We start from the raw sequence: 25,519 nt of genomic DNA, 5'->3' as shown, positions 1-25,519 counted from the left end.
AGGAACGATGCTCAAGCTCGTCCTGATCGTCGCGGTCATCCTCGCTTTCTGGCTGTGGCTGCGCGCCAAACCGAAGAAGGTCGGCGGCGAAGCGGAAGCGCGGGCGATCCTCGGCGTCGGCAAGGATGCGAAGGTAGGCGAAATCCGCGCCGCGCACCGGCGACTGATGCAGGCGGTGCATCCCGATCGCGGCGGATCGGCCGATCTGGCGCGGCGGATCAATGCGGCGCGGGATGTGCTGCTGGGGCGGCTGCGGCATTGAGATTCGGTCGGAAGACAAGAAGAAGGTAGTTTTCGCGCAGAGGCGCAGAGGCGCGGAGGGGTTGCGTGCAGCGCGACGGCACCCGCGCCAGCGGGCCTTCCGACCGGTTGAACCGTTGCGTACGGTCTCCCGGTCGCGGGTGGTTCGCGGCAGGCGCAACTCCTCTGCGCCTCTGCGCCTCTGCGCGAACCTCTTCTTTTCTCTACTCTCCGTCCCTGCTTCGACCTAAACTCGTCCGCCTTGTAACGGCGAGGATTCCGGCATGGCGCATGACTTCCACCCCAGTTCGCTGCGCGAATACGACATTCGCGGGGTCGTCGGGCGGACGCTGGGCACCGCCGACGCGCATGCGATCGGGCGCGGGTTCGCGACGCTGGTGCGCCGCGCCGGCGGCACCCGCGTCGTGGTCGGGCGCGACGGGCGATTGTCGTCGCCGGCGCTGGAGGCGGCGCTGGTCGCCGGGCTGACCGCGAGCGGGGTCGACGTGGTCCGCATCGGCCTGGGCCCCACGCCGATGCTCTACCATGCCGAAGCGATGCTGGAGGTCGATGGCGGTATCCAGATTACCGGCAGCCATAATCCGTCCGATTACAACGGCTTCAAGATGGTGTTGCAGCATCGCCCGTTCTTCGGCGACGATATCCAGCGGCTGGGCGCGATGGCGGCGGCGGGCGATTGGGACGATGGCACGGGCACCGTCACCGACCACGACCATGTCGACGCCTATGTCGGGCGGCTGATGGCGGGCTATGCCGGCGGCAGCTATCGCATCGGCTGGGACACGGGCAGCGGCGCGGCGGGGCCGGTGATCGAGCGGCTGGTCGCGCTGTTACCCGGCGAACATCATCTGTTGTTCACCGAAGTCGATGGCCGCTTCCCGCACCATCACCCCGACCCGACCGAGGAAGCCAATCTGGTCGACCTGAAACGGCTGGTCGCCGACAAGGGCCTCGATTTCGGGCTGGCGTTCGATGGCGATGGCGACCGGATCGGCGCGGTCGACGGCCGGGGGCGGACGCTGTGGGGCGATCAGTTGCTGATGCTGCTCGCGGAACCGCAACTCCGCGAAACGCCGGGGGCGACGATCATTGCGGACGTGAAGGCCAGCCAGCTGTTGTTCGATCGCATCGCCGAACTGGGCGGCACGCCGCTGATGTGGAAGACCGGGCACAGCCCGATGAAGACCAAGCTGCTGGAAACCGGCGCGCCGCTGGCCGCCGAAATGTCGGGACATGTATTCTTCGGCGGCGACGATTTCGGGTTCGACGACGCGCCCTATGCGGCGGTGCGGCTGATCCGCGCGATTCATCTGAGCGGCCGGTCGCTGACCGAGCTGCGCGATGCGATGCCGGAAATGGCGACCACGCCCGAATTGCGCTTCAAGGTCGACGAGACGCGCAAGTTCGCGGTGGTCGACGAGGTGCTGGCACGGCTGGCGGCGGCGGGCGCGGACGTGAACACGACCGACGGCGCGCGGGTCACCACGGCGGACGGATGGTGGCTGCTGCGCGCGTCGAACACGCAGGACGTGCTGACCGCGCGGGCGGAGGCTCGGAATGAGGACGGGTTGGCGCGGTTGCTGGCGGAGGTTGACGCACAGTTGGCGGCGTCGGGGGTGGCGAGGGGGTAGCTGGTCGGTTCGCGCGGAGGCGCGAAGGGCGCGAAGGGGTTGCGTTCGGGGCAGCCTTTCCTCTCCCCTCCCTGACAAGGGAGGGGCCGGGGGTGGGTCGGCCTGCGAGGGAATGCTACGCTATACCACGGGCCTACCCACCCCTGACCCCTCCCTTGTCAGGGAGGAGAGAAACGTGGCCGACCCCAACGCAACCCCTTCGCGTCCTTTGCGCCTTTGCGCGAACCATCCTTGCTCGTCCCAAACTGGACCCTCGCCGCCCCCGGGGTGGCTTTTCCGCCCCCGAAGCGCCATCTGTCGCCAATGGCGCAACCGCAGATCATCCGTGTCGTCGACCTCGAAACCACCGGGCAAGCTCCCCCCGCGCATGGCGTGTGCGAGGTCGGCTGGCAGGACGTGGCGCTGGGTGAGGACGGCCGCTGGGAAATTCATGGCGAGGGCGGTGCGCATTTCGTCAATCCCGGCCGCCCGATCCCGCCGGTGACGCAGGCGGTGCACCATATCCTCGACGAACAGGTCGCCGATGCGCCGTGGTGGCAGGATATCGCGCGCCGCGTGCTCGATCCGTATCCGCGCCGCGTGGCGCTGGCGGCGCATCGCGCGGATTTCGAACAGAAATTCTGTACCGCGCAGCTGACGCACGGTGCCGACTGGATCTGCACGTGGAAGTGCGCGCTGCGGCTCTGGCCCGACAGTCCCGGCTTTTCGAACCAGATGCTGCGCTATTGGCGCAAGCCTTATGGCATCGCGCATGAGCGCGGACTGCCCGCGCACCGGGCGTTTCCCGATGCCTATGTCACCGCCTTCCACCTGCGCGACATGCTGAACGAGGCGTCGATCGCGCAGCTGCTCGAATGGTCGCGGCTGCCCGGCCTGTTGCCGCGCGTGCGCTATGGTCCCGATCGCGGGCGGGCATGGACCGAGATCGACGACGATTCGCTCGACGGCTTCCTGACCGATCGCGACGAGGATGTCCGCTACACTGCCGAGACCGAAGTGGCGCGGCGGCAGGGTGGGGGAGAGATCAAGCCGCGCAGCCGCAACGACTGGCTGTTGTTGTGACGCTGACGCCGATGCAGGTGGTGCGGGTGCATTGCCCGGTATCGGCCAATGTGCTGGCGCGGTTGCAGGCGGGCGAGGCGGCGGCGCTGGCCGACGATCCGGTACTCGCCGGCGTGGTCGGCGTGATCCGGGCCAGCGGCGTGCTGGGCACGATCGGCCCGTATCGCGGCGTGTTCGAACTGGGCTTCGGGCTGGAAAGTTTCGTGCCCGGCACGGACGCGCTGCCGACGACCGGACGGGCCGGCGAGGCCGAGGTGGTGCCGACCGTGGTGGTGAAGACCTATGCGGCGCAGGGCGCGGATATCGCGGCGGCGTTGGCGGCGATCGTCGCGATGCATCCATGGGAAGTGCCGGTGATCGAGGTCGGGGCGGTGGAGTTGGTCAGGCGGTAGGCTATTCCTGCCTTATCCTACCTCCACCCTGCCCCATCCGTTCGCTTCTCGACTTCGCTCGAAGCTGCTCGAACCGAACGGGTATGACTGAGGGAGGGGAGGGAAGCCTACCCCTGTCGCCCACCCAGCAGCGACCTCGCCCCTTCCAGCGATACCCCGAACACCAGATGCGCCAGCGCGCCATAGGCGTGGGTCGCGGCCGGCGTCTCCCATGGCGCCGACCCCAGCCCTGTCGCCGGCACCGCCGTTTCGTCGAGCAGCGCCGAGGTCGCGATACCGTACAGGCTCCCGAAACCGCGCGCCGCACCCGGACGATATTCGGTGAGCACGCCGTACAGCCCGCCCAGCGCCGCGCCGGTCAGGTAATGCACCGCCTGTCCCGCCTGCGGGCGGTAGGCGTCGGGGACGCGGTCGCCGGTGGTGGCGATCGCGACCTTGTCGGCGGCTTTCACCGTTGCGGGATCGTCGTCGCTCTGGTCCTGTCCCATCGGCCCGGCGGCGACCGACTGGAACGCGGCCATCGCGGCGGCGGCGATCAGGCCGGCGGCGATCCCGGCGAACAGGCCGAGGACGGGACGGGGATGCGACATGGGCGGTGCTCCGGCATGGGGGAGCGAGGCAAACGGTTGACGGGGCAGGGGTTTCCGCGTCCGGGCGGAACGGTGCGGTAGCGTTCTCCTCCCCGCCACCCCGTCATCCGTCGAGGCTTCTGCGAACGTCGCGCCCTCGACTACACGGGACCGTACCCCCGCGCAGGCGGGGGTCCAGAGCCAGGCAGAACAACGGCTTGTGCTTGGAACCCTGGACCCCCGCCTGCGCGGGGGTACGCTAGGGGGCAGGAATCGATACTTTCGCAGAGGTCTCGACAAGTCCGGGGTAACGATGGGGCAGTTGATCGAACGGCGACCGGTCCGCGCCGGATAGTCGCTTACTTCTCCAGCGCGTTCCATGCCGCCACGAACGCCCGCGCGCGCTCGCCGACGGTTTCGGCATCCATGCCCGGCACATACAGCGCCGAACCGAGGCCGTAGCCGGCCGCACCCGCCTTGTGCCAATCGGCCAGCACCGACGGGACGATGCCGCCGACCGGCAGCATTCGCACGTCGCGCGGCAGGACGGCGCGCATCGCCTTCATCACCGCCGGGCTGGCGGCTTCGGCGGGGAACAGTTTCAGCGCGGCGGCACCGGCTTCCAATGCCGCAAAGGCTTCGGTCGGGGTCGCGATGCCGGGCATAGCCACCAGCCCGCGCTCTGCCGCCGCCGAAATCACCGCGGGATTGGCGTTGGGCGAGATGATCAGCGTGCCGCCCGCCGCCTCGACCCGGTCGACCTGCTCGACGCTCAGCACCGTGCCCGCGCCGACCGCGGCATAGCCGTCCAGCTTCTTCGACAGGCGGGTGATGCTTTCATACGGGTCGGGCGAGTTGAGCGGCACTTCGACGATGGCGAAGCCGGCATCGATCAGCGCGTCGCCGATCGCCTCCACCTCGTGCGGCTGGACGCCGCGCAGGATCGCAACCAGCGGGCAGCGGGCAAAGGCGGTGTCGAAGGCGGTCAGGTGGCGCATGCGGACAACTTTCGGATGTGGGTGATACCGGCGATAAAGGCATCTTCGCACCCGCTGACAATGGCGCGGCTGCCCAGCGTCTCGATCGCGGTGGCGTACAGGGTGGCGAGATCGCCGTCGGCGACCAGATGGACGTCGCGGCCATCGCCGATACGCGCCGCCACGTCGCTGCCGATCAGCACGCCGCTGGCACAGGAAGCGGCGTGCGATGGGTCGCGCAGGCCCAGCACGTGCGACGCGCGGATGCCGAACAGGCTGGCGGCGAGGTCACGCTTCGCGCCTTCCCGAACGCCGTCGCGGAACGCTTCGCCGGCGGTCACCGGTGCAGTCAGCTGCGGCGCCAGCACGCCGCCGCCCTTCAGCAGCGCGAACAGTTCGCCGGTCATCGCGGTGGTGAAGGCGGTGACCTTGCCACCGGTCAGCTCGACCCATTTGCAATGGGTGCCCGGCTGACACAGCAGCGCGTCGGGCGGTACCTGTCCGGCGAGCGCCGCGCCGAGCAATTGTACCTCCTCGCCGCGCATCACGTCGCCGTGACTGCCGTCGGTGAAAGACAGGCCGGGCACGATCGCGGTCCGATCGTCGATCCATGTCAGCTGTCCGGCGATGTCGGCGATCTCGGCCGGGACCGTGACATAGGGTGCGACCCGCCAGCCGATCGTCGACCCGACCATCCCCGCCATCAGCACCGGCAGGTCGCCTAGTTCGGCCCGGATCGCCGCCAGTTCCTGCGGATATTCGTCGGCCGTCATGGCCGATACGCCCTTGGGCGACCTGACCACGGCGGCGATGCGCCCGTCCTCCAGCCGGTAGGCGCGCCGGTTGGTCGTGCCCCAGTCGAGGGCGATGAACGGGCTCACCACCATGTCGCGTACAATGCGATCAGGATCAGGATCACACCCAACCCGGCGATGTTGAAGCCGGTCGAGGTGCCGAACGACACGCCCTGCATCGTGATGCGGTTGGCGTCGCCGCGTCCCTTGATCGCCAGCGACAGCACGACCGCCAGCGCAAGGCTGAGCAGGAACACCAGCCCCATCCGGTCCATGAACGGAATGCCCGGCGCGAAGGTGCGGAACAGATAGGACAGCACCACCGACGCCACCGCCGCGCCGATCGCGCCGGCTTCGGTCGCGCGCTTCCAGAACAGGCCGAGCAGGAAGATCACGGTGATCCCCGGCGTGAAGAAGCCCGAAAATTCCTGGATGAACTGGAACGCCTGATCCGCGCCACCCAGCAGCGGCTTGGCAGCGACGATCGCGATCAGGATGGCGACGGTGGCGGCGATGCGGCCGATGCGGACCAGCTTGCGCTCCATCACCGCGTCCATCGTCCCGCTCTGGCTGGTGCGCTTGGCGTAGAGATCGAGGGTGAAGATCGTCGCGATCGAATTGATCTTCGACGCGGTCGACGCGATGATCGCGGCGATCAGCGCGGCGAAGACGAGGCCGAGCAGCCCCGAGGGCAGCAGCCGCATCATCGTGGGATAGGCTTCGTCCGGCTTGGCGAGATCGGGCGCGAGCACCACCGCGGCGATGCCCGGCACGACGATCACCAGCGGCATCAGCAGCTTGAGATAGGCGGCAAAGACGATGCCCTTCTGCGCTTCGGGCAGCGACTTGGCGGCCAGCGCGCGCTGGATGATATACTGGTTGAACCCCCAATAGCTCAGGTTCGCGATCCACATGCCGCCGATCAGCACCGACAGGCCCGGCAAATCCTTGTAGAAAGGATTGTCCGCGGTCAGGATCATGTCGAATTTCTCGGGCACGCGGCGCGTCAGTTCGGCGAACCCGCCCATCACCCCGGCATCGCCGCCGATCTGCGACAGCGTCAGGTAGGAGATGGTGAGGCCGCCGAACACCAGCAGTGTGACCTGCACGATATCGGTCAGCGCCACCGCCTTCAAACCCCCGCGCAACTGGTACAGCAGCGCGAACAGCCCGAGCCCGATCAGCGCCACCGTCTGGTCGACGCCCGCGACCTGCGTCACCGCGATCGACCCCAGCCAGATGATGCTGGTGAGATTCACGAACACGTACAGCGCCAGCCAGAACACCGCCATCAAGGTGCGGATCGACGGGCCGTACCGCTGTTCGAGGAACTGCGGCATCGTATAGATTTCGTTGCGCAAAAAGATCGGCAGGAAGAATTTGCCGACGATCAGCAGCGTCAGCGCCGCCATCCATTCGTACGACGCGATGGCGAGGCCGATCGCATAGCCCGACCCGGCCATGCCGACGATCTGCTCCGCGGAAATATTCGCCGCGATCAGCGACGCGCCGATCGCCCACCATGGCAGCGACTTGGACGCGAGGAAGTAATCGGAGCTATCCTTTTGATGCCCCCCCTTGTCGCGGCTCACCCATTGCGCCAGGCCGAAGATGCCGATCGCATAGATGATCACGACGATCAGATCGATCGTCGACAGACGCATGGTTTCCTCCCCGGCCTAGCTTTTGATGTCGGACAATTATACGATGAATGCACTGTGTCCAGTGCCAAGCGGCCGGGACGAACCGAAAGGAGACGGGATGGCGGCGCGGATGACGGGAATGCCCGGCGGCAATTTGACCCGCGCGACGCTCGACACGCTCGGCCGCGCCATCGTCACCGGCGAATATGACGAACGCCCGTTCCCGACCGAGGCGGAAATCGGCAAGACGCACGGCATCAGTCGGTCGGTAACGCGCGAGGCGGTGAAGATGCTGACCGCCAAGGGGCTGGTCAGCGCCCGCCCGCGTCAGGGGACGGTGGTGCGCCCGGCGGCGGCGTGGAACCTGTTCGATCCCGATGTGCTGCACTGGCTGCTCGACCGCAAATTCTCGGTCGACCTGCTGCGCCAGTTCAACCAGCTGCGCGTCGCGATCGAGCCGGAGGCGGCGGCGCTGGCGGCGGTGGCGGCGGATGCGGAGGATCAGGCACGGATCGCCGAGGGTCTCGCCCGGATGGCGGCGGCGGAACGGGGCGAGGACGATCCGCTCGACTCCGACATCGACTTCCACGTCGCGATCCTGCTCGCGACGAAAAACCCCTTCTACGCGCAGTTCCGCGAGACGGTGGCGACCGCGCTCAACACCTCGATCCGCTTCACCAACACCATCGTCGGTCGATCGGCCAGCGTCGAACAACATGCGGCGGTGGCCGAAGCGATCGCCGCACATGATCCGGTCGCGGCCCGCGCGGCGATGCGCGCGCTGATCGGCGACGTCCTCGACCTGATCGAGGATCGGGGGGAGGGGTAGACGCGATGGCGCTCTTCCCCGTCACCCCGGGCTTGACCCGGGGTCCCGCTTTCTTTCCACCGGCCGAGAAGAAGCGGGACCCCGGATCAGGTCCGGGGTGACGATTTTCGGACGGTCGGGTAGTTTTCCTTACCGCAACCGCTCGCCATGCCAGCGCACATGATCGGCCATGAACGTCGAGATGAAGTGGTAGCTGTGGTCGTATCCCGGCTGCATCCTGAGCGTGCAGTCGATACCGGCATCGGCACACGCCTTCGCCAGCAATTCCGGCCGCAGCTGTTCGGCGAGGAACGCGTCGGCATCCCCCTGATCGACCAGAATCGCCGGGACCCGCGCGCCATCCTCGATCATCGCGACCGCATCCGCCGCGCGCCATGCCGAGCGGTCGTTGCCGAGATAGCCGCCCAGCGCCTTCTCCCCCCACGGCACCTGCGACGGCGCGACGATCGGCGCGAAGGCGGAGACCGAGCGGAAGCGGTCGGGATTGCGAAGCGCGATGGTCAGCGCACCATGCCCGCCCATCGAATGGCCGGTGATCGACTGGCGACCGCAATCCAGCATCGGAAATTGGCCGGCGATCAGCGCGGGCAGTTCGTCCTCGACATAGGAGCGCATCCGGTACTGCTTCGCCCACGGGTCTTGCGTCGCATCGACATAAAAGCCCGCGCCGAGGCCGAAATCCCACGCCCCCTCCGGATCGTCGGGCACGTCTTCACCCCGCGGCGAGGTGTCGGGCGCGATGAAGGCGATGCCCTGTTCGGCGCAGGCCGCCCGAAACTCGCCCTTGTCGGTGACATTGGCATGGGTGCAGGTCAGCCCCGACAGATACCACAGCACCGGTGCCCGCTGCCCGGGTTCCAGCGGCGGGACGAACACCGAAAAGGTCATCGTGGTGCCCGTCGCGGTCGATTCGTGGGAATAGACACCCTGCGTGCCGCCGTGGGCGCGGGCGGTCGAAACGGTCTTCATGGGGTCGCTCTCCACCGATGGTCGCGATAGGTTATAGGGAGGGACGGTTTGGCGGGATAGTCGGTTCCCGTTGGCTGTGGGGAAGGGGCGACGATGACGCGACGCAACTGGATTGCCGGATTGATGGGTCTGCTCGCGACGGGTCGGACCGCGGCGCAGGTTTCGCCTGCGGTCGAGCGGGAACCGTCGATGGACCAACCGATGCAGGCGGTACGAGCGAAGCTGCGCGCCGCCTTTCCCTACCCGGTCACCACCGTTTCGGGCGCGCAGGCGCTGGCCGCATGGGAGCGCATCCGTGCCGAGGGCAAGGGATGGCCGGTGATCGTCGGCGACGACGAGGGACTGGATGCGATCTGCGACCAGTTCAGCATCGATACGCCGTCGATCTTGTCGCCGGGTGCGGCGGACCTGCCGGTCCAGCCCGTCGAACGGATCGTCGCGACCAGCCGGATGATCGCCATGCCGGGCGATCTGGCGAAATGGCAGGGCTATGACAGCAGCCTCGTACCCGCGAACGGTCCGTGGCCGGCGCGTACCGAACAGGGCGAAATGACCGCCGCCACTGACCTGTTGACGGGCAAGCCGTATGACAGGGTCCATATCGTGACCCTGCCGACCCGTACGTCGTGGGAAGTACCGGCCTATCTGCGATGGGGCGGCTGGAACGCCTGTCCGCCGGCCGAATATCAGTGCGCCATGCTGCGCCGCTGGCAGGAACGCTATGGTGCGGAACTGGTCGGGATCGACCGCGACACCATCGAGCTGCGCGTGAAGCGCCGGCCGAGGGATCGCGCGGAGGCGCTGGCACTGGCGCACGAATGCTATGCCTATTGCCCGGACACCGTCGATCAGGGCGTCGACACGATCGAGGCGCTGGCGGCGACGTTGATGGCGAGCGACTGGTGGTTCTTCTGGTGGGATTGAACCCGCTGGACAGTGCGCCCGCGCGGGCCGACAGGGCGTCATGGCGCGGCTGATCCTGCTCAACAAACCCTATGGCGTGCTGTCGCAATTCACCGATCGCGGGACCGGGGATGCGCGGGCGACGCTGTCGGACCATGTCGCGGTGCCCGGCGTCTATCCCGCCGGGCGGCTGGATCGTGACAGCGAAGGGCTGCTGCTGCTGACCGACGATGGCGGTTTGCAGGCGCGCATCGCCGATCCCCGGTTCAAGCTGGCCAAGACCTATCTCGTACAGGTCGAGGGCGCGCGCGACGACGCGGCGCTCGACCGGCTGCGGCGCGGGGTGACGCTCAACGACGGACCGACCCGCCCGGCGGAGGTCGCCGCGATCGATCCGCCCGATTTGTGGGAGCGGGTGCCGCCGGTGCGCTTTCGCAAGTCGGTTCCCGATCACTGGCTGTCGATCACGATCCGCGAAGGCCGCAACCGGCAGGTGCGCCGGATGACGGCGGCGGTCGGCTTGCCCACGCTGCGGCTGGTCCGGTGGCGGGTCGGGGAATGGAGCGTCGAGGGGCTGGTGCCGGGGGCGTGGCGCGAGGTGGTGGTGTAGCGGTTGCGCTGGGCGGCACCGTCATTTTTGACGCGCAACGCCTGCCATTCACGTCGCCCCGGACTTGATCCGGGGCCCCGCTTCTACTTCTGTCCGCGAAGAAGCGGGACTCCGGGTCAAGCCCGGGGTGACGGGTTGGAGGTGGTGCAGTATCGAATATCAAGCCGCGCTCTGGTCGATCCCCAATTCGCCCAGCTTGCGATACAGCGTCGACCGCCCGATCCCCAGCCGCCGTGCGACTTCGGTCATGCGGCCGCGATAATGACCGATGGCGAGGCGGATGACGTCGGCCTCGATCTCCTCCAGCATCCGCAGATGGCCGTCGGGACGGAACAGCGTGACCCCGCCCGCCGTGTCCTGACGCGGGACCAGCGACACCGGTTGCGGTGCGTCGCCCTGCGCGATCTGGGCGATCTGCGGGAAGTCGCCGCGGGTCAGCGCGTCGCCGTCACACAGCACCGCCGCCCGGAACAGCGCATTCTGCAACTGACGGACATTGCCCGGCCAGCCATAGGTGTTGAGCAGCGCGATGGCATCGTCGGTGATGCCCAACTGCCGCAGCCCCGGCTGTTGCGCGATCCGCGCCAGCAGATGGCGGGCCAGCGCCGGCACATCGCCGCGCCGGTCGCGAAGCGGCGGGATCGTCACCTGCACGACGTTCAGCCGGTAATACAGGTCCTCGCGGAACCGCCCGGCCTCGACCTCGGCCATCAACGTCTTGTTGGTCGCGGCGATCACGCGGACATCGACCTCGCGCGTCGTGCGCGCGCCGACCGACTGGATCTCGCCCGATTGCAGCACGCGCAGCAGCTTCACCTGCGTCTCGAACGGCATCTCGCCGATCTCGTCGAGGAAAATGGTGCCGCCATCGGCTTCCTGGAACCGGCCGGCCTTGCGTTCGAACGCGCCGGTGAACGCGCCCTTTTCATGGCCGAACAGCTCGCTTTCGACCAGATTGGCGGCGATCGCGCCGCAATTGACGCGGACCATCGGCTTGCGGGCGCGCGGGGAGGCGGCGTGGATCGCCTCGGCGACGACTTCCTTGCCGACGCCGCTCTCACCCTCGATCAGCACCGGCACGCGGGCGCGCGCCGCCTTGGCGGCGATGGCCAGTGCCGCGCGGAATTGCGGGGCGGAACCGACGATCTCGTCGAACGCCAGCGAGGCCGACAATTTCTCGGTGAGCGGGCGCAGTTCGCCATGGTCGCCCGCCCCCGCCGCCGCTTCCAGTGCGGAAAGCAGACGCTCGGCGGCCAGCGGCTTGACCAGAAAGTCGGTCGCCCCCGCGCGCATCGCCGCGACCGCGCCGGCGACCGATTCATTGGCGGTCAGCATCAGGATCGGCAGCAACGGCCGTGCCGCGCGCAGATCGGCGATCAACGCCAGTGCATCGGCATCGGGCGTCCAATGGTCGAGCAGCACCGCATCGAGCGCAAGCCCGTCCGGCGTGTTCAGCATCATCAGCGCCGTTGCGGCATCGCTCGCGAACACTGTCCGCCAGCCGCGCCGACCCGCGATCGCCCCTACCAACCGGCGCTGTGCCGGTTCGTCGTCGATCACCATCAGCACTCGCTGTCCGTCTCGCGTCATCGCTGCTCCCAAGTCCCTGCCGTCCCGGATCGACATCCGTTTGCGCCAAGGGGCGTAAAGTTCGCCTTAAGACGGTCATGAAAACCGTCAGGGGCGGTGCGGGGCTTGTTCTTGGTCCAACCTGCGTTAGAGTTGTCTGAACGACGCAGTATGGAGAGGTTCATCGATGGCGACCAACGGCCGCACCCCCGCCCATGCCGGGACGTACAACAGCTTCATCCGCTGGTTCACCTGGGGCACGGTAATCTGCGCCATGCTGGCGGCACTGGTCATCTGGCTGATCGCGGGCTGACGTGCAGGTCGCGCTCCTCGCCGAACAGGCTGCCGGCGAGCGCCGGGTCGCCGCGACCCCCGAAACCGTCAAGAAGCTGATCGCACTCGGCGCGACCGTCGTCGTCGAACAGGGTGCCGGCACCGGCGCGTCGATCGACGATGCCGGCTATGCCGCGGCTGGCGCGACCATTGCAGACCGGGCGGGGGCACTTGCCGATGCCGACATCCTGCTGGGCGTGGCGCCGCCGTCGCCCGACAGTCTGGGCGGCGCGAAGCGTGGCGCATGGCTGGTGGCGGCCCTCCATCCGTTTGCCGACCGGGCGCGGATCGATGGCTATGCCGCGTTGGGGCTGGAGGCGCTGGCGATGGAATGGATGCCGCGCATCACCCGCGCCCAATCGATGGACATATTGTCGTCGCAGGCGAATCTGGCGGGGTATAAGGCGGTGCTCGACGCCGCGTCCGAATATGGTCGCGCCTTTCCGATGATGATGACCGCCGCCGGCACGATCAGCGCGGCGCGTGTCTTCGTGATGGGCGTGGGTGTCGCGGGATTGCAGGCGATCGCCACCGCGCGGCGGCTGGGTGCGCAGGTCAGCGCCACCGACGTCCGCTCGGCGACCAAGGAGCAGATCCAGTCGCTCGGTGCCAAGCCGATCTTCGTCGAAAAGGTGGCGGGGATCGAGGGTGAGGGTGCCGGCGGCTATGCCGGCGAAATGAGTGCCGAATATCAGGCGGCACAGGCCGAACTGGTGTCCGCCCATATCGCCAAGCAGGACATCGTCATCACCACCGCGCTGATCCCCGGCAAGCCCGCGCCGCGCCTCGTCAGCGATGCACAGGTCGCCTCGATGCGACCGGGCAGCGTCCTCGTCGATCTGGCGGTCGAACAGGGCGGCAATGTCGAGGGATCGGTCGCGGGCGAGGTCGTGCAGCGTCACGGTGTCAACATCGTCGGCCATCGCAACGTCCCCAGCCGTCTGGCCGCGGACGCATCGGCATTGTTTGCGCGCAACCTTTACAACTTTCTGGCGGCCTATTGGGACAAGGACGCCGGCCGTCCCGTCCTGCCGCCCGACGACGAAGTGACGCAGGCGATCCGCCTGACGCAAAGCGGCCAGGTCGTGAACCCACGCCTGACCGCCTGACGAGGAAACGAATATGGGTTTGTTCAGCAGCCACGAAGTCGACCCGGCCGAAATCCGCGAGAAATACGGCCATGCGCTGATCGGTGGCGAAGAGGTGCTGGCCGCGTTCCGCTCGCTGCGCGACACCGCCTTCCTGACCAATTTCCGGTTCGTGCTGGTCGACGTACAGGGCCTGACCGGCTCGAAAATCGCGTTCCGCAGCGTGCCGTATCGCTCGATCACCAGCTTCTCGGTCGAAAGCGCGGGCACGTTCGACCTCGACAGCGACCTGAAGCTGTGGGTGACCGGCGAAGCGATGCCCCTGTCGCTGAAGGTCAGCCGCAATGCCGACCCGGCCGCAATCCAGCGGTTGCTGGCGGAACTGGTGCTGGCCAAGCGGTGAACGAAACGCCCGCCCCAAATCCTCCCCATGCGCAGCATGGGGAGGGGGACCACGCGAAGCGTGGTGGAGGGGCAGCCCCTCTTATCCTCCCCGGCACGGGGAGGGGGACCGGCGCAGCCGGTGGAGGGGGAGTTCCACGCACACTACGCCCGGAAGTGACGATCGCCCGCCGCCTGCGCCGTGATCTGTCGCCGCCAGAGGCAATGCTGTGGCAGAAGCTGCGTGGAGGGAAAGCTGGCGTAAAGTTTCGCCGCCAGCATCCGGTCGGACCGTATGTCGTTGATTTCTACTGCCGGGAATCACGGCTGATCGTCGAGATCGACGGTGACGGTCATGACTACGCCGATCGCCCGCAGCGCGATGAGACCCGGCTGCGGTTCCTGCGCGAACAGGGCTATCGCGTTGTGCGGATCGACGCCCGCCGCGTAATCGCGAACGTCGGCTCGGTGGCTCAAGCGATCGCGACGCTTGTGGCCACCCCCCTCCACCAGCCTGCGGCTGGTCCCCCTCCCCGTCCCGGGGAGGATTTCAACGTCCTTCACCCAGCGGAGTAGCCGATGGACTTCCTCTCGATCCTGTCGATCTTCGTCCTCGCCTGTTTCGTCGGCTATTACGTCGTCTGGTCGGTGACGCCCGCGCTGCATACGCCGTTGATGGCGGTCACCAACGCGATCTCTTCGGTCATCATCGTCGGCGCGCTGATCGCCGCTGCCGCCGCCGGCGTGCCGGGAGCCAAGTGGCTGGGGCTGCTGGGCGTCGTGCTGGCCAGCATCAACATCTTCGGCGGGTTTGCCGTCACCGAGCGGATGCTTGCCATGTACAAGAAGAAGGGGTGAGCGGAATGCATGAGGCCGCACCGGTCAATCCATGGGTCGCCTTCGCCTATCTGGTGGCCGGGGTGTGCTTCATCCTCGCGTTGCGCGGGCTGTCGTCGCCCGCCACCAGCCGGCGGGGCAATCGCCTCGGTATGGTCGGCATGGGGATTGCCGTCGTGACGACGCTGTTGACACATATACCGCGTAATCAGATCTCCATGCTGACGATCGATCCATCGACGTTGGCGACCTCGGAAGCTTTTGCTTTTCCTCTGGACTGGGTGTCGATTGCCGAAATCCTCGCCGCCATCGCCATCGGCGCAGCGATCGGCCTGACCACCGCCAGGCGCATCGCGATGACCGCGATGCCGCAACTGGTCGCCGCCTTCCACTCGCTGGTCGGTCTGGCCGCCGTGCTGGTCGGGGTCGCCGCCTATCTCAATCCGGATGCGTTCGGCATTTCGTCGCTGGTCGTGCCGATGATCGGACAGCCGTTCGCGGTCATCAATCCGGTCAGCAAGGTCGAGATGGGCCTCGGCGTCGCGATCGGTGCGATCACCTTTTCGGGCTCCGTCATCGCCTTCCTGAAGCTGAACGGCAGCATGTCGGGCAAGCCGATCCTGCTGCCCGGCCGCCATGTCATCAATCTGGGCGTGCTGGCCGCCATCCTGCTGCTCGTCGCGCAGTTCGCGCATACGCAGGATGCGTGGCCGTTCTGGGCGGTCGTCATCCTGTCGTTCGCGATCGGGTTCCTGCTGATCATCCCGATCGGCGGGGCGGACATGCCGGTCGTGGTGTCGATGCTCAACAGCTATTCGGGCTGGGCGGCGGCGGCGATGGGCTTCACGCTCGGCAACACCGCGATGATCGTCACCGGCGCGCTGGTCGGGTCGTCGGGGGCGATCCTGTCGTACATCATGTGCCGGGCGATGAACCGCAGCTTCCTGAGCGTGATCGCGGGCGGTTTCGGCGCGACCGACAGCGGCGGCGCTGCCGGCGGCGGTGCGATCGACCGCCCGTGGAAGCGCGGTTCGGCGGAAGACGCCGCGTTCCTGATGAGCCAAGCCGAACAGGTCATCATCGTCCCCGGATACGGCATGGCGGTGGCGCAGGCGCAACATGCGCTGCGCGAAATGGGCGACAAGCTGAAGGAACATGGCGTCCGCGTGAAATATGCGATCCACCCGGTCGCCGGGCGGATGCCGGGGCATATGAACGTCCTGCTCGCCGAAGCGAACGTGCCCTATGACGACGTGTTCGAGCTGGAGGACATCAACTCCGAATTCGCACAGACCGACGTCGCCTTCGTCATCGGCGCCAACGACGTGACCAACCCGGCCGCCAAGACCGACAAGACCTCGCCGATCTACGGCATGCCGGTGCTCGACGTCGAAAAGGCCAAGACGGTGCTGTTCATCAAGCGGTCGATGGGCGGCGTCGGCTATGCCGGGGTCGATAACGAGGTCTTCTACCGCGACAACACCATGATGCTGCTCGCCGATGCCAAGAAGATGGTCGAGGAGATCGTCAAGGCGATGGACTGAACGCCTTCGTTGCCCCATCGCAACGGTCGCAGCGCGACGAGCGTTGCCGAAGCGAAGGGGACAGGCGGGTGACGGGGTTCGAAGGGTTCGAGCAGCAATCGACGGCGGCGCGGCGGGCGGTGATCGTCGTCGACGACGCACTGGCGGCGGCCGATGCGCAGGCGGCGCTGCGCCATGCCGGTGTCGCGGTCGCCGCGACGATCGGTTTTGCCGACCTGTCCGCCGCGCTCAATGACATCACCCATGCCGATCTGCTGCTGGTCGATGCGACCGGGGTCGCAATCGACACGCTCGACGGTGCGCTGCCGGTCCTGGCAGCACGGGCCGAGCGCGACCGGGCACAGCTGGTGGTCAGTTTCGGTGTCGAGGCGATCGATGTCGTGTCGCTGCACCTGCTGGGCGGTCCGGCGACGCTGTTGTGCGAGGCGCGACCCGGGGAGCGCATCGCCGCGATCGTGCTGGGCGGCGGGGCCGGGGCGGGCCTCAACGCTCCCGAACGCGATGCCGAACGGCTGCGGCGGCTGAACGCCGAAGTGGCGCGGATTGCCGAGGCGCTGGCAAAGCTCGCGCGCGACGGCGACACCGGGGAGGGCGTGCGCGACCGCACCGACGATTTCGTCGCGCCCGATGCCGGTGACGGGCCGGTGCCGACCGTGTCGGCGGCAACGGTACGCGGCGCGATCCGGGCCCGGCGGCTGCGCGATCAATTCTTTGCCGGCGAGCTGTTCGCCGATCCGGCATGGGACATGCTGCTCGACCTGTTCGCCGCACGGCTGGAGGGCGGCAATGTCTCGGTCTCCAGCCTGTGCATCGCCTCGGCGGTGCCGCCGACCACGGCGTTGCGCTGGATCACGACACTGACCGATGCCGGGCTGGTCGCGCGGCAGGAGGACCCGGCCGACAAGCGCCGCGCATTCATCGTGCTGAGCGCGCGCGGCGTGGCCGGGATGCGGGGCTATGCCGCCGCGGTGGCGCGTGCCGGGCTGGGCTGGGCCTGATCGGAACGGAGGAAGGCGACGAACTGGTCGGTCGAACTGCGCAGCTCGCCTGCGCTGCCGGCCAGTTGCCCGACGCTGATGCGAACCGCCGCCGATAGCGACGATGCGGCACCGGCGGCCTGCGCCACGCTGTCGATCTGCTGCCGCGCATCGGCGGCCGCCGTCGCCACCCGGGTGGCACCGGCGTCGACATCGCGCGACGTGACGCTCTGATCGCGGACCGCGGCCGCAATGCCGCTGGCGGCGGTGGCGACCTCCTCGATCGACTGGTGTACCGATCGCAGCTTGTCGCCGGTATCGGCGACGCCACCCCTGATGCCGCCGATCAGCGCGCTGATCCGGTCGCTGGCCCGCCGGGTATCGGCCGACAGCGCCTTGACCTCGCCGGCGACCACGACGAAGCCGCGACCGGCCTCGCCGGCCCGCGCCGCCTCGATCGTGGCGTTCAGCGCCAGCAGGTTCGTCTTCGCCGCGATCGCCCGGATATCGGCCAGGAATCCTTCGATCTGGACGGCCTGTTCCTCCAGCATCGCCACGGTCTGGACACTGCGGGCGGCATGGCCGCTGGCGGTGCCGGTCAGGGCGTTTTGTTGTTCGGCAGCGGCGGCGATCGTCCAGATCGACGTCGACAGGTCGCGGATCGACGCGGCGACCGACACGATCTCGTCGGTGGCCCGGTGCGCCCCGGCGGACGCCTCGACCGCTTCGGTCCGTGCCAGCCCGGTCACGTCCTCCAGCTTTTCCGCGGCTCCCTCCAACCGCAGGGTCGTGTCGCCGATGCTGTGGACGACCGTCGTCACCGATCGTTCGAATTGCTGCGCCAGATCGACGAGTTCGCGGTGCCGGTCGCTGGCGATGCGCGCCGCCTGTTCCTCGCGCCGGCGACGTTCCTCCGCGGCATCGCGTTCGGCGACCCGCGCGATCCGCATCGCTTCCTCCGTCCGGCGCATCGCGTCTTCGGTCCGACGCTGTCCTTCCGCCGCGGCATCGGCTAGTTCCTGCGCGCGCAGCATCGCACGATCCTGCGTCTCGAACAGGCGGCTCAGCTGGATCGTCAGCACCGCCAGCGTCGCGAACTGAAGCCCGACCGCGACGACGTGAAACGCGATGCGCCCGATATTGCCGTCGCCGGTGAACACATATTCGGGGGCCAGCCATTCCAGCAGGATGTGGTGCAGCGCCGCCAGCACCGTCGCCACCGCGATCGGCCGCCAATCGGCCAGGACGACCAGCGCCGCCATCCCGACGAAGAAATACATATGCGCATCCATCTGCCACGGGTGACCGTGCAGCAGGAACACGAGCATCGCCGGGATGGCCACGGCCAGCGTGCCCATCAGCGCACGGGCTTGCGCATCATAGCGCCCCTGCAAGGCGGCGGCCGTCGGCAAGAGGTTCAGCAGCACGCCCGTCACGAACAGCGGCGTGGCTACGCCGCCCCCCAGAAGGACGTTGCCGATCAGCAGCAGGATCAGCGATATCCAGCCAAGCACCGCCCACACCCGGATTCCGTGGTACCGCAGCCGGTCGAGCGAACTCAGAGCATCGACCGGTTCGCGCAGGGCAAATGCCTTGAGCCGCGCCAGCAGCACAGGTTCGGCCGCTCTACTTGCCACGGCTACCGCTCCCGCACGTCAGTCCGGAGGCAGCGATGATCAGGATCGCGCGACCATGAAGCTGCATCATTATGTCCGCCCGGTTGCCGGATACCACCATCGATCCGGGCACATTGCCGGCCCGCAGCAGCGCCGCGCCGCCCGCCAATGCGATCTTGGCCAGTTCGTTGCGACTGGAACCGTCGAGCGACACCAGAACCATCGCGCCGCTGGCGGGCGGCCACAGGCCGAACATCGCGAATGCTGCTGCGACGGCGAAACCCTGTAGCGCCAGCAGCGACCGATTGCATTGATTCCACATGGCTTTGCGATATGCGGCAATCGTTAACGCAATGTTTTAATCCGGTTGCCGTACGTCGCTAAAAGGGCCGCGTCGGCCGCTCGGTACGGGATCGCGCTAACGGCTGCCGGGTCGCCGAACCGGGGCTGTTCGCCGCCGCCTCGAATGGGCTGGTGGGCGCTGACGGGCTCGAACCGCCGACCCTCTCGGTGTAAACGAGATGCTCTACCAACTGAGCTAAGCGCCCCCGATCGGGGAGCGGCCGGAATACCGTGGTTTCGGCCAAGTGCAACAGGGATTTCGCCCCGCCATCGGATCAGCGCGTTGCAAAGGGCAGTTGTGGGCGGACGCGGTCGATCATCAGCCACGATCCGCGCGCGGTCAGATGCCCATAGTCGAACTGGATCGGATTGCCGTCGTCGGTCCACAGCGTGCAGCGGTCGTTCGGGCACAGCGCGCGGTAGGTCGAGACATAGGTCGCGCCGGTCGCGGGCACCCTTGCCGCGAGCATCGCGTCGAGCGTGCGCCGGCTGGCGATACGGTGCCGGTCGACGATCGACGGATCGCGCCGATACAGGGCGTCGGCAAGGATGCGGGGCAGGGCGCGATCATATTCGGCGATGGGACCGAACACGACGACATGGTCGGCATGGCGCCGGACCCGCGCAATCTGTCGCTGCAACGCCGGCCAGTCGTCGTCGCGCCACAGTGCCGACAGGATCACCGTATCGACGCGGTGGTTCGGCAGGAAATCGTCGGTGACGTAGCGCATCAGCGCGGTGCACCGCGCCTCCCCGACCGGATCGGCGACCGGGCGGCATCCCGACGCATTGGCCTGCAGGACGTTGATCCCGTCCAGCGCCACCAGTCCGCGATAGAAATGTGCGGCGTGACTGTCGCCGAGCAACAGGACGTTGGGCTTGGTCGGTGACAGGCGCAGGCAAAGGTCGCGATCGAAGGTCGCAACATCGTCGTGCGTGGTCAGGAAGCACAGCCCGGCGCGCGAATTGGGCGCAGCGCGGTAGCGGATGAAATCCGTGACGCGTTCGATCCGCGCGGGCACCTGCCAATAGGCTCGCGCCGCAAACGGCACCGCGACCACGAACGCCAGCGTCGCCAGCATCGTCGCGACCCCGATCCATACCGCCCGCCGGGGCGGTATCGCCGGATTGCGCCCACGGAACGGCTGTTCGATCCACCGCCACGACACCGCCGCGACCAGCAATACCGACAGGATGAACGCCGCCGATCCCGCCATCGACTTGATCTCATGGACCTGCCCGCCCAGTACCCAGAGCGGCCAGTGCCAAAGGTAGAGCGAATAGGAAATCCGGCCGACGAACCGCGCGGGCGGCAAGCCGAGGCTGCGACCGACCAGCGTCCGCCCGGCCATGCCCGACCAGATCAGGCACGCGGCCCCGATACAAGCGGGGGCCGCCGCCAGTCCGGGGAACAGGCTGTCGCGGTCGAGCAGCAGGACGCTGCCGACGATCAGCGCGACCCCGATGACCGCACCGGCCTCCGCCACCCCCCGCTGCCTCGCCGCCGGCACCATGCCCAGCGCCAGCGCCGCGCCGATCATCAATTCCCATGCGCGATACTGGACCAGATAGAAGGCTGCCGATGCATCGTGATGCACCCGCCATGCCGACAGGATCAGCGACGCCAGCAGCACGGTCGCGATCAGCGGTTTCAGCGCCGGTCGGAACCGACGATGGAGCAGCGCCAGCAACGGCGGGAAGAACAGGTAGAACTGCTCCTCGACCGAGATCGACCAAGTGTGGAGCAGCGCGTTGAACCGCGATGCCGAATCGAAATAATCGGTGCCGAGATAGAAATAGACGTTCGAAACGAACAGGATCGACGCGGTGGCGTTCTTCGCCTGCTGCGCCGTCTCACCGGGAAACAGCAGCACGAACGACGCCAGCAGCACCGCGACATAGACCGCGATCAGCGCAGGAAAGATGCGCCGCACCCGCCGTTCGTAGAATTGCCAGAGCGAGAAGCGTCCGGCCTGCACGTCGCCATGCACGATGCCGGTGATGAGATAGCCCGAAATGACGAAGAAGATGTCGACACCGACGAACCCGCCGGGCACGAACTTCGCAAAGCCGCAATGAAACGCGACGACCAGCAACGCCGCGACCGCGCGTAGCCCGTCAATGTCGTCGCGATACCGGATCATGTCACGCGGCTACCACGCGTCCGGCTGCAACGCGAAACGATCCGACGGGATCGTCCTGCGTTGCGGTCCGGTCAGCGTTGTTCTTTCCACACGTCGACGCCCGCCGCCTTCGGCTCGCCGATCGCGGCCTGTCCGGCCAGGCTGTGATCGACCTCGTCGCTCAGCGTGTCGAGGTGCATCAACCGCTTCACGAACGGCGACAGCAGCAGCACGACGACGCCGATGCCGATCGTCCACCAGCCGATGGTGGAATAGACGGCCAGCGTGCCTTCCTTGGTCATTTCGCCATCATGGCCGCCGGTCGCCTCGCCGATCTTGCCCGCGACGAAATTGCCGACCGCCGTCATGTAGAACCACGCACCCATGATGAGCGAGGCGAGGTGCTTGGGCGCGAGCCGGTTCATCGCCGACAGCCCGACCGGCGACAGGCACAGCTCGCCGGTGGTCTGGAAGAAATAGAACAGGAAGACGAACGCGACCGGTGTCGCCACCGCCGGACCGACGCTGTTCGCGCCCCAGACGAAGGCGAGGAAAGCGAGGCCGACCTGCATCAGCGCCAGCGCGAACTTGGCCGGGGCCGATGGCTCCCGCCCCCGCTTGGCAAGGAACGCCCAGATGCCGGCGAAGATCGCGCCCAACAGGATGATGTAGATCGAATTGATCGACTGGAACAACGCCGCCGGCACCCCGCCGCGATCGACGAAGCGATCGGTGTACAGGTTGAAGCTGCCACCGGCCTGTTCGAACAGACCCCAGAAGATCGGGTTGAGCGCGATGAGGAACAGGATGGCGAACATGCGGTGACGGGCATGGGTTTCGAGCTTGAACGCTTCGAACAGGACATAGCCGAGCAGCCCGATGCCGGAGACGATCAGCAGCGACTGGATGACGTCCTGATACTGGATCAGCCCCCACATCACGAGGGTCGCGAGCAGGCCGGTGCCATAGAGCAGCCATTCGAACGGCATGCCGGCCACGCGCCGCTTGAGCGCCGCCGGGTCGGGTGCCTCGCCCTTGCCGCCGAGCAGCCCCTTGCCGACCACGAACACCAGCAGCCCGGCGACCATGCCGATGCCGGCAAGGCCGAAGCCGAACGCCCAGCCGATCGTCTGCCCCAGATACCCGACGAGGATCGAACCGGCCGCTCCGCCCAGGTTAATGCCGATATAGAAGACGGTGTAGGCGGAATCGCGGCGGATATCGGTCATGCGGTAGAGCTGGCCGACCATCACCGAGATATTGGCCTTCAGGAATCCCGACCCGACGATGATGAGTGCCAGTGCCAGCCAGAAGACGTTGATCGCGGGATCGGCCTGTTTGACCGCGGCGTCGGTGACGCCCTCCATCCCCTCGAACGCCATGAACAGATGGCCGAAGGCGAGCAGCACGCCGCCGAACAGCACCGCCTTGCGCTGACCCAGATAGCGGTCGGCGAGATAGCCGCCGAGCACCGGGGTGATATAGACCAGCGCGGTATAGCCGCCATAGATCAGGTTCGCCTTGCCGTCGCTGAACAGCCAGTGCTGCGTCAGGTAGAAGATCAGGATCGCGCGCATCCCGTAATAGGAAAAACGCTCCCACATCTCTGCGAAGAACAGCATGTACAGGCCGCGCGGATGGCCGGCGAATTCGGGCTTGCGGCTCAGTCCCACCGCCAGCCCGCCCGCAAGGAACGCGGCAAGGATGACGGTCGCGATCGCCGCGATCCAGTCGGCCTCGTTCCATAGTGCAAAAGCCTTGAATTCAGGCACGCTTTTGTCCCTTGTCCTGGGGTATCTTGACCGGGCCGCGCTGCGGCCGTCTCCTGTCGTCAATTCGTAACGCAAGAAACGGTAATGCCAAGCGCATTGTGCGGGCGGGGGCGGGACCCTACGTGCCGGTCATGACGTTCAACGACCGATCCACGCTGCTCAGCCATTTGCAAACCCGTCGTTCGGGCAAGCCGCGTGACATGGTCGCGCCGGGGCCGAGCGATGCCGAGATCGATGCGATGATCGACATCGCCGTGCGGACGCCCGACCATGGCAAGCTGGCCCCGTGGCGGTTCGTGGTGATCCCGCAGGATCGCCGCGCGGCGTTCGCGGCGTTGCTGCGCAAGGCCTATGCCGACGAGAATCCGACCGCGACCGAACCCCAACTCGAAGCGTGCGACCGGTTCGCGCAGGAGGGGCAGGCGCTGATCGTCGTCCTGTCGTCGCCGGTCGACAGTCATATTCCGCAGTGGGAGCAGACGATGTCGACCGGAGCGGCGACGATGAACCTGCTCCATGCCGCGCACGCCATGGGCTATGTCGCCAGCTGGCTGACCGGCTGGGCGGCGTACAGCCCGCAGGTCCGCGATGCGTTCGGCTCCCCGCACGAAACCATTGCCGGCTTCGTCTATATCGGCTCGCCCGGCCGTCCGCTCGACGAACGGCCGCGTCCCGATCCGGCGCGCGTTCGTACGGTTTGGGCCGGCTGAACCGATGGACTTTCCCGGCCGTTGCTGTATTAAGTCAGCATGACAGCGATCGACCATGAGGACACGCCCGTCTATCTTCGTCTGCGGGCACTGATCGCGGCGGCGATCCTGCGTGGCGAGTATCGGGCGGGGGACCAACTGCCCTCGGTCCGGGCGTTCGCCGCCGAACACGGCGCGAACCCGCTGACCGTGGCCAAGGCGTATCAGACGTTTCAGGACGACGACTATGTCGAGGTGCGGCGCGGCGTCGGCATGTTCGTGCTGCCGGGCGCGGTCGAGCGGTTGCGCATCGCCGAGCGCGAACGGTTTCTGACCGGACATTGGCCGCGCATCCGCGCGCATATCGCGTTGCTGGGGCTTGACGCGCACGGGCTGCTGGACGAACGCACCCCGGCGTAACCGGGATTGCGGCGGACCGGTTCGTCAGCCTGTCCGACCGTGGCACATTCTCCGGAACCTTTGGTGGCTTCCTCGATTTTTGCACCCCTCCGGCATGGAACCGCGTTGCGGTGGTGGCGTTCCCTTTTCAACAGGGAGAATGCCGTGGAACGATCCGTCCTATTCCATACTCGCGTACCGCTATACGCACTACATGGGCGCAACAGCTGCCCGACCTGCGGCGCTTCGCAATGGTTCGTCGGACGGATCATCGCCGAATGCGCCTGTTGCGGCGACACCCTGCCGATCAACGCCGCCGTTCGCCCGATCCAGGCGCAGAATTACGGCAACATCGCCGCCTGACCTACCCCCCCTTCAACGCCATCGCCCGCGCATATAGCTCGCGCCGGTCGAGCCCCAGCGCCTTGGCGACCTCCCCGGCGGCCTTCGACGCAGGTAGCCGGGTCAGCGCCTCGCGCAACGCCGTATCGGCATCCGCCTCGGTCGCGGGCGGGGGAGCGCCGGGTGGGGCGACGACGATCACGATCTCGCCCCTCGGTGGTGCCTCGGCATAGCGCGCGGCGAGCGTCGACAGCGTGCCGGTCACGCATTCCTCGAACTTCTTGGTGATCTCGCGCGCCACGCCCGCGTCGCGGTCGCCCAACCCGTCCGCCAGCGCCGCCAGCGTCGCCGACAGGCGCGGGCCGCTTTCGTACAGGACCAGCGTCGCGCGCACGCCCGCGATCTCGGCGATCGATTCGGCCCGGGCATGCGCCTTGGGCGGCAGGAAGCCGGCGAACAGGAACCGGTCGGTCGGCAGTCCGGCCAGCGTCAGCGCCGCCACCGCCGCACACGGGCCGGGGATCGTCACCACCGCATGGCCCGCCGCCCGCGCATCGCGCACCAGCTTGTATCCGGGATCGGAGATCAGCGGCGTGCCCGCGTCGGATACCAGCGCCACCGCCTCCGACGCCATCCGCGCGATCAGGCCGGGGCGCATCCCTTCGGCGTTATGATCGTGATACGGGATCATCGGCCGTTTGACGCCGATATGGCGCAACAGCCCGGCGGTTACCCGGCTGTCCTCCACCGCGATAATGTGCGCTCGCGATAAAATATCGGCGGCGCGCGGACTTAGGTCTGCGAGATTGCCGATCGGGGTCGCGACGATGTACAGGCCGGGGGAAAGTTTTTCGGTCATCAGGGATA

Annotated in this window: 28 protein-coding genes and 1 tRNA gene; 17 read left to right on the top strand and 12 right to left on the bottom strand. The window is 67.4% G+C overall.

Translation table 11 applies throughout. From position 1 onward, the window contains the following. The first annotated feature begins 7 nt into the window (after positions 1 to 7). From ASE70_RS03505 to ASE70_RS03490, 4 genes are all read left to right on the top strand, one after another. A complete protein-coding gene (locus ASE70_RS03505; RefSeq protein ID WP_056396123.1) occupies positions 8 to 262 on the top strand; it encodes a J domain-containing protein in 255 nt (84 codons plus the stop codon). 262 nt (positions 263 to 524) lie between these two features. Further along, positions 525 to 1,892, top strand: a complete 1,368-nt coding sequence (pgmG, locus tag ASE70_RS03500) for a phosphoglucomutase/phosphomannomutase PgmG (RefSeq protein ID WP_056501434.1) — start codon at positions 525 to 527, stop codon at positions 1,890 to 1,892. Between the two features lie 303 nt (positions 1,893 to 2,195). After that, the gene (locus ASE70_RS03495) at positions 2,196 to 2,954 is read left to right on the top strand and encodes an exonuclease domain-containing protein (RefSeq protein ID WP_056396116.1); all 759 of its coding nucleotides are present in this window, start codon (positions 2,196 to 2,198) and stop codon (positions 2,952 to 2,954) included. Further along, a complete protein-coding gene (locus ASE70_RS03490; RefSeq protein ID WP_235519546.1) occupies positions 2,951 to 3,346 on the top strand; it encodes a hypothetical protein in 396 nt (131 codons plus the stop codon). The genes ASE70_RS03495 and ASE70_RS03490 overlap by 4 nt, the downstream gene beginning before the upstream one ends. 107 nt (positions 3,347 to 3,453) lie before the next feature. Here the strand turns inward: ASE70_RS03490 and ASE70_RS03485 are convergent, their stop codons facing one another. The 4 genes from ASE70_RS03485 to ASE70_RS03470 form a co-directional block, all read right to left on the bottom strand. Beyond that, the gene (locus ASE70_RS03485; RefSeq protein WP_056396113.1) at positions 3,454 to 3,936 is read right to left on the bottom strand and encodes a DUF1440 domain-containing protein; all 483 of its coding nucleotides are present in this window, start codon (positions 3,934 to 3,936) and stop codon (positions 3,454 to 3,456) included. 338 nt (positions 3,937 to 4,274) lie between these two features. Next, positions 4,275 to 4,913: a 2-dehydro-3-deoxy-6-phosphogalactonate aldolase gene (locus tag ASE70_RS03480; RefSeq protein ID WP_056501431.1), complete on the bottom strand. Its 639-nt coding sequence runs from the start codon at positions 4,911 to 4,913 to the stop codon at positions 4,275 to 4,277. Beyond that, positions 4,901 to 5,779, bottom strand: coding sequence for a 2-dehydro-3-deoxygalactonokinase (locus ASE70_RS03475; protein ID WP_056501426.1), 879 nt, complete (start codon positions 5,777 to 5,779; stop codon positions 4,901 to 4,903). Before ASE70_RS03475 ends, ASE70_RS03480 begins: the two co-directional genes overlap by 13 nt. Further along, positions 5,770 to 7,350: a sodium/sugar symporter gene (locus tag ASE70_RS03470; protein ID WP_056501422.1), complete on the bottom strand. Its 1,581-nt coding sequence runs from the start codon at positions 7,348 to 7,350 to the stop codon at positions 5,770 to 5,772. The genes ASE70_RS03475 and ASE70_RS03470 overlap by 10 nt, the downstream gene beginning before the upstream one ends. Positions 7,351 to 7,447: 97 nt before the next feature. Here ASE70_RS03470 and ASE70_RS03465 point away from each other — a divergent pair, with 97 nt between their 5' ends. Further along, positions 7,448 to 8,158, top strand: a complete 711-nt coding sequence (locus ASE70_RS03465) for a FadR/GntR family transcriptional regulator (protein ID WP_056396101.1) — start codon at positions 7,448 to 7,450, stop codon at positions 8,156 to 8,158. Positions 8,159 to 8,287: 129 nt separating this feature from the next. Here the strand turns inward: ASE70_RS03465 and fghA are convergent, their stop codons facing one another. Further along, positions 8,288 to 9,127 carry an S-formylglutathione hydrolase gene (gene fghA, locus ASE70_RS03460; RefSeq protein ID WP_056501420.1) on the bottom strand — a complete coding sequence of 280 codons (840 nt, stop codon included), beginning with the start codon at positions 9,125 to 9,127 and terminating at the stop codon, positions 8,288 to 8,290. A 93-nt stretch (positions 9,128 to 9,220) separates the two neighbouring features. Here fghA and ASE70_RS03455 point away from each other — a divergent pair, with 93 nt between their 5' ends. Further along, on the top strand, positions 9,221 to 10,051 hold the full coding sequence (locus tag ASE70_RS03455; RefSeq protein WP_056501417.1) for a DUF4253 domain-containing protein: 831 nt from the start codon (positions 9,221 to 9,223) through the stop codon (positions 10,049 to 10,051). Positions 10,052 to 10,091: 40 nt separating this feature from the next. Then, positions 10,092 to 10,640: a pseudouridine synthase gene (locus tag ASE70_RS03450; RefSeq protein ID WP_056501414.1), complete on the top strand. Its 549-nt coding sequence runs from the start codon at positions 10,092 to 10,094 to the stop codon at positions 10,638 to 10,640. 159 nt (positions 10,641 to 10,799) lie between these two features. Here the strand turns inward: ASE70_RS03450 and ASE70_RS03445 are convergent, their stop codons facing one another. Continuing rightward, positions 10,800 to 12,230 (bottom strand): sigma-54-dependent transcriptional regulator, encoded by a 1,431-nt coding sequence (locus tag ASE70_RS03445; protein WP_056501412.1) that lies wholly within the window; start codon positions 12,228 to 12,230, stop codon positions 10,800 to 10,802. A 166-nt stretch (positions 12,231 to 12,396) separates the two neighbouring features. Between ASE70_RS03445 and ASE70_RS19070 the strand changes: the two genes are divergently transcribed. The 7 genes from ASE70_RS19070 to ASE70_RS03420 all read left to right on the top strand — a co-directional run bounded on the left by ASE70_RS19070 (position 12,397) and on the right by ASE70_RS03420 (position 17,390). Next, positions 12,397 to 12,522 carry an aa3-type cytochrome c oxidase subunit IV gene (locus ASE70_RS19070; RefSeq protein WP_082438684.1) on the top strand — a complete coding sequence of 42 codons (126 nt, stop codon included), beginning with the start codon at positions 12,397 to 12,399 and terminating at the stop codon, positions 12,520 to 12,522. Between the two features lies 1 nt (position 12,523). Then, positions 12,524 to 13,651 (top strand): Re/Si-specific NAD(P)(+) transhydrogenase subunit alpha, encoded by a 1,128-nt coding sequence (locus tag ASE70_RS03440; protein WP_056501410.1) that lies wholly within the window; start codon positions 12,524 to 12,526, stop codon positions 13,649 to 13,651. Positions 13,652 to 13,664: 13 nt separating this feature from the next. Beyond that, positions 13,665 to 14,033 (top strand): PH domain-containing protein, encoded by a 369-nt coding sequence (locus tag ASE70_RS03435; RefSeq protein WP_056501407.1) that lies wholly within the window; start codon positions 13,665 to 13,667, stop codon positions 14,031 to 14,033. Positions 14,034 to 14,188: 155 nt separating this feature from the next. Continuing rightward, positions 14,189 to 14,587 carry an endonuclease domain-containing protein gene (locus ASE70_RS19065; RefSeq protein WP_156355943.1) on the top strand — a complete coding sequence of 133 codons (399 nt, stop codon included), beginning with the start codon at positions 14,189 to 14,191 and terminating at the stop codon, positions 14,585 to 14,587. A 3-nt stretch (positions 14,588 to 14,590) separates the two neighbouring features. Continuing rightward, on the top strand, positions 14,591 to 14,869 hold the full coding sequence (locus ASE70_RS03430; RefSeq protein WP_055757824.1) for an NAD(P) transhydrogenase subunit alpha: 279 nt from the start codon (positions 14,591 to 14,593) through the stop codon (positions 14,867 to 14,869). Between the two features lie 5 nt (positions 14,870 to 14,874). Next, on the top strand, positions 14,875 to 16,392 hold the full coding sequence (locus ASE70_RS03425) for an NAD(P)(+) transhydrogenase (Re/Si-specific) subunit beta (RefSeq protein ID WP_056501404.1): 1,518 nt from the start codon (positions 14,875 to 14,877) through the stop codon (positions 16,390 to 16,392). 68 nt (positions 16,393 to 16,460) lie between these two features. Then, on the top strand, positions 16,461 to 17,390 hold the full coding sequence (locus ASE70_RS03420) for a winged helix DNA-binding protein (RefSeq protein ID WP_056501401.1): 930 nt from the start codon (positions 16,461 to 16,463) through the stop codon (positions 17,388 to 17,390). Here the strand turns inward: ASE70_RS03420 and ASE70_RS03415 are convergent. The 5 genes from ASE70_RS03415 to ASE70_RS03395 form a co-directional block, all read right to left on the bottom strand. Next, positions 17,348 to 19,006 (bottom strand): methyl-accepting chemotaxis protein, encoded by a 1,659-nt coding sequence (locus tag ASE70_RS03415; protein ID WP_235519545.1) that lies wholly within the window; start codon positions 19,004 to 19,006, stop codon positions 17,348 to 17,350. The genes ASE70_RS03420 and ASE70_RS03415 overlap by 43 nt on opposite strands. Beyond that, positions 18,996 to 19,307 carry a hypothetical protein gene (locus ASE70_RS03410; RefSeq protein WP_056501395.1) on the bottom strand — a complete coding sequence of 104 codons (312 nt, stop codon included), beginning with the start codon at positions 19,305 to 19,307 and terminating at the stop codon, positions 18,996 to 18,998. The genes ASE70_RS03415 and ASE70_RS03410 overlap by 11 nt, the downstream gene beginning before the upstream one ends. Positions 19,308 to 19,457: 150 nt before the next feature. Further along, positions 19,458 to 19,533, bottom strand: a tRNA-Val gene (locus ASE70_RS03405). Between the two features lie 69 nt (positions 19,534 to 19,602). Next, positions 19,603 to 21,471, bottom strand: a complete 1,869-nt coding sequence (locus ASE70_RS03400) for an acyltransferase family protein (protein ID WP_056501392.1) — start codon at positions 21,469 to 21,471, stop codon at positions 19,603 to 19,605. Positions 21,472 to 21,542: 71 nt separating this feature from the next. After that, positions 21,543 to 23,222 carry a peptide MFS transporter gene (locus ASE70_RS03395; protein WP_056501390.1) on the bottom strand — a complete coding sequence of 560 codons (1,680 nt, stop codon included), beginning with the start codon at positions 23,220 to 23,222 and terminating at the stop codon, positions 21,543 to 21,545. A 131-nt stretch (positions 23,223 to 23,353) separates the two neighbouring features. Here ASE70_RS03395 and ASE70_RS03390 point away from each other — a divergent pair, with 131 nt between their 5' ends. The 3 genes from ASE70_RS03390 (at position 23,354) to ASE70_RS03380 (ending at position 24,673) form a co-directional block, all read left to right on the top strand. Beyond that, entirely contained in the window at positions 23,354 to 23,932 is a 579-nt protein-coding gene (locus ASE70_RS03390) for a nitroreductase family protein (RefSeq protein ID WP_056501387.1), read from the top strand. A gap of 39 nt (positions 23,933 to 23,971) precedes the next feature. Then, positions 23,972 to 24,331 (top strand): GntR family transcriptional regulator, encoded by a 360-nt coding sequence (locus ASE70_RS03385; RefSeq protein ID WP_056394080.1) that lies wholly within the window; start codon positions 23,972 to 23,974, stop codon positions 24,329 to 24,331. Between the two features lie 144 nt (positions 24,332 to 24,475). Next, entirely contained in the window at positions 24,476 to 24,673 is a 198-nt protein-coding gene (locus ASE70_RS03380; RefSeq protein WP_056501384.1) for a hypothetical protein, read from the top strand. Position 24,674: 1 nt separating this feature from the next. Here the strand turns inward: ASE70_RS03380 and rsmI are convergent, their stop codons facing one another. Next, on the bottom strand, positions 24,675 to 25,511 hold the full coding sequence (rsmI, locus tag ASE70_RS03375) for a 16S rRNA (cytidine(1402)-2'-O)-methyltransferase (RefSeq protein ID WP_056501511.1): 837 nt from the start codon (positions 25,509 to 25,511) through the stop codon (positions 24,675 to 24,677). Positions 25,512 to 25,519 lie beyond the last annotated feature (8 nt).

Origin of the sequence: Sphingomonas sp. Leaf22 (assembly GCF_001421715.1) — a bacterium.
Lineage (GTDB): Bacteria > Pseudomonadota > Alphaproteobacteria > Sphingomonadales > Sphingomonadaceae > Sphingomonas.
The sequence above is the reverse complement of the archived record's forward strand: the minus strand, read 5'-3'. Positions and strand labels throughout refer to the sequence as shown.

What these genes read in the sequence shown, in the direction of transcription:
- ASE70_RS03505 (WP_056396123.1), top strand. Translation starts at nt 8, where the DNA reads ATGCTCAAGCTCGTCCTGATCGTCGCGGTCATCCTCGCTTTCTGGCTG.
- pgmG (WP_056501434.1), top strand. Translation starts at nt 525, where the DNA reads ATGGCGCATGACTTCCACCCCAGTTCGCTGCGCGAATACGACATTCGC.
- ASE70_RS03495 (WP_056396116.1), top strand. Translation starts at nt 2,196, where the DNA reads ATGGCGCAACCGCAGATCATCCGTGTCGTCGACCTCGAAACCACCGGG.
- ASE70_RS03485 (WP_056396113.1), bottom strand. Translation starts at nt 3,936, where the DNA reads ATGTCGCATCCCCGTCCCGTCCTCGGCCTGTTCGCCGGGATCGCCGCC.
- ASE70_RS03480 (WP_056501431.1), bottom strand. Translation starts at nt 4,913, where the DNA reads ATGCGCCACCTGACCGCCTTCGACACCGCCTTTGCCCGCTGCCCGCTG.
- ASE70_RS03475 (WP_056501426.1), bottom strand. Translation starts at nt 5,779, where the DNA reads ATGGTGGTGAGCCCGTTCATCGCCCTCGACTGGGGCACGACCAACCGG.
- ASE70_RS03470 (WP_056501422.1), bottom strand. Translation starts at nt 7,350, where the DNA reads ATGCGTCTGTCGACGATCGATCTGATCGTCGTGATCATCTATGCGATC.
- ASE70_RS03465 (WP_056396101.1), top strand. Translation starts at nt 7,448, where the DNA reads ATGGCGGCGCGGATGACGGGAATGCCCGGCGGCAATTTGACCCGCGCG.
- fghA (WP_056501420.1), bottom strand. Translation starts at nt 9,127, where the DNA reads ATGAAGACCGTTTCGACCGCCCGCGCCCACGGCGGCACGCAGGGTGTC.
- ASE70_RS03455 (WP_056501417.1), top strand. Translation starts at nt 9,221, where the DNA reads ATGACGCGACGCAACTGGATTGCCGGATTGATGGGTCTGCTCGCGACG.
- ASE70_RS03450 (WP_056501414.1), top strand. Translation starts at nt 10,092, where the DNA reads ATGGCGCGGCTGATCCTGCTCAACAAACCCTATGGCGTGCTGTCGCAA.
- ASE70_RS03445 (WP_056501412.1), bottom strand. Translation starts at nt 12,230, where the DNA reads ATGACGCGAGACGGACAGCGAGTGCTGATGGTGATCGACGACGAACCG.
- ASE70_RS19070 (WP_082438684.1), top strand. Translation starts at nt 12,397, where the DNA reads ATGGCGACCAACGGCCGCACCCCCGCCCATGCCGGGACGTACAACAGC.
- ASE70_RS03435 (WP_056501407.1), top strand. Translation starts at nt 13,665, where the DNA reads ATGGGTTTGTTCAGCAGCCACGAAGTCGACCCGGCCGAAATCCGCGAG.
- ASE70_RS03430 (WP_055757824.1), top strand. Translation starts at nt 14,591, where the DNA reads ATGGACTTCCTCTCGATCCTGTCGATCTTCGTCCTCGCCTGTTTCGTC.
- ASE70_RS03425 (WP_056501404.1), top strand. Translation starts at nt 14,875, where the DNA reads ATGCATGAGGCCGCACCGGTCAATCCATGGGTCGCCTTCGCCTATCTG.
- ASE70_RS03410 (WP_056501395.1), bottom strand. Translation starts at nt 19,307, where the DNA reads ATGTGGAATCAATGCAATCGGTCGCTGCTGGCGCTACAGGGTTTCGCC.
- ASE70_RS03400 (WP_056501392.1), bottom strand. Translation starts at nt 21,471, where the DNA reads ATGATCCGGTATCGCGACGACATTGACGGGCTACGCGCGGTCGCGGCG.
- ASE70_RS03390 (WP_056501387.1), top strand. Translation starts at nt 23,354, where the DNA reads ATGACGTTCAACGACCGATCCACGCTGCTCAGCCATTTGCAAACCCGT.
- ASE70_RS03385 (WP_056394080.1), top strand. Translation starts at nt 23,972, where the DNA reads ATGACAGCGATCGACCATGAGGACACGCCCGTCTATCTTCGTCTGCGG.
- rsmI (WP_056501511.1), bottom strand. Translation starts at nt 25,511, where the DNA reads ATGACCGAAAAACTTTCCCCCGGCCTGTACATCGTCGCGACCCCGATC.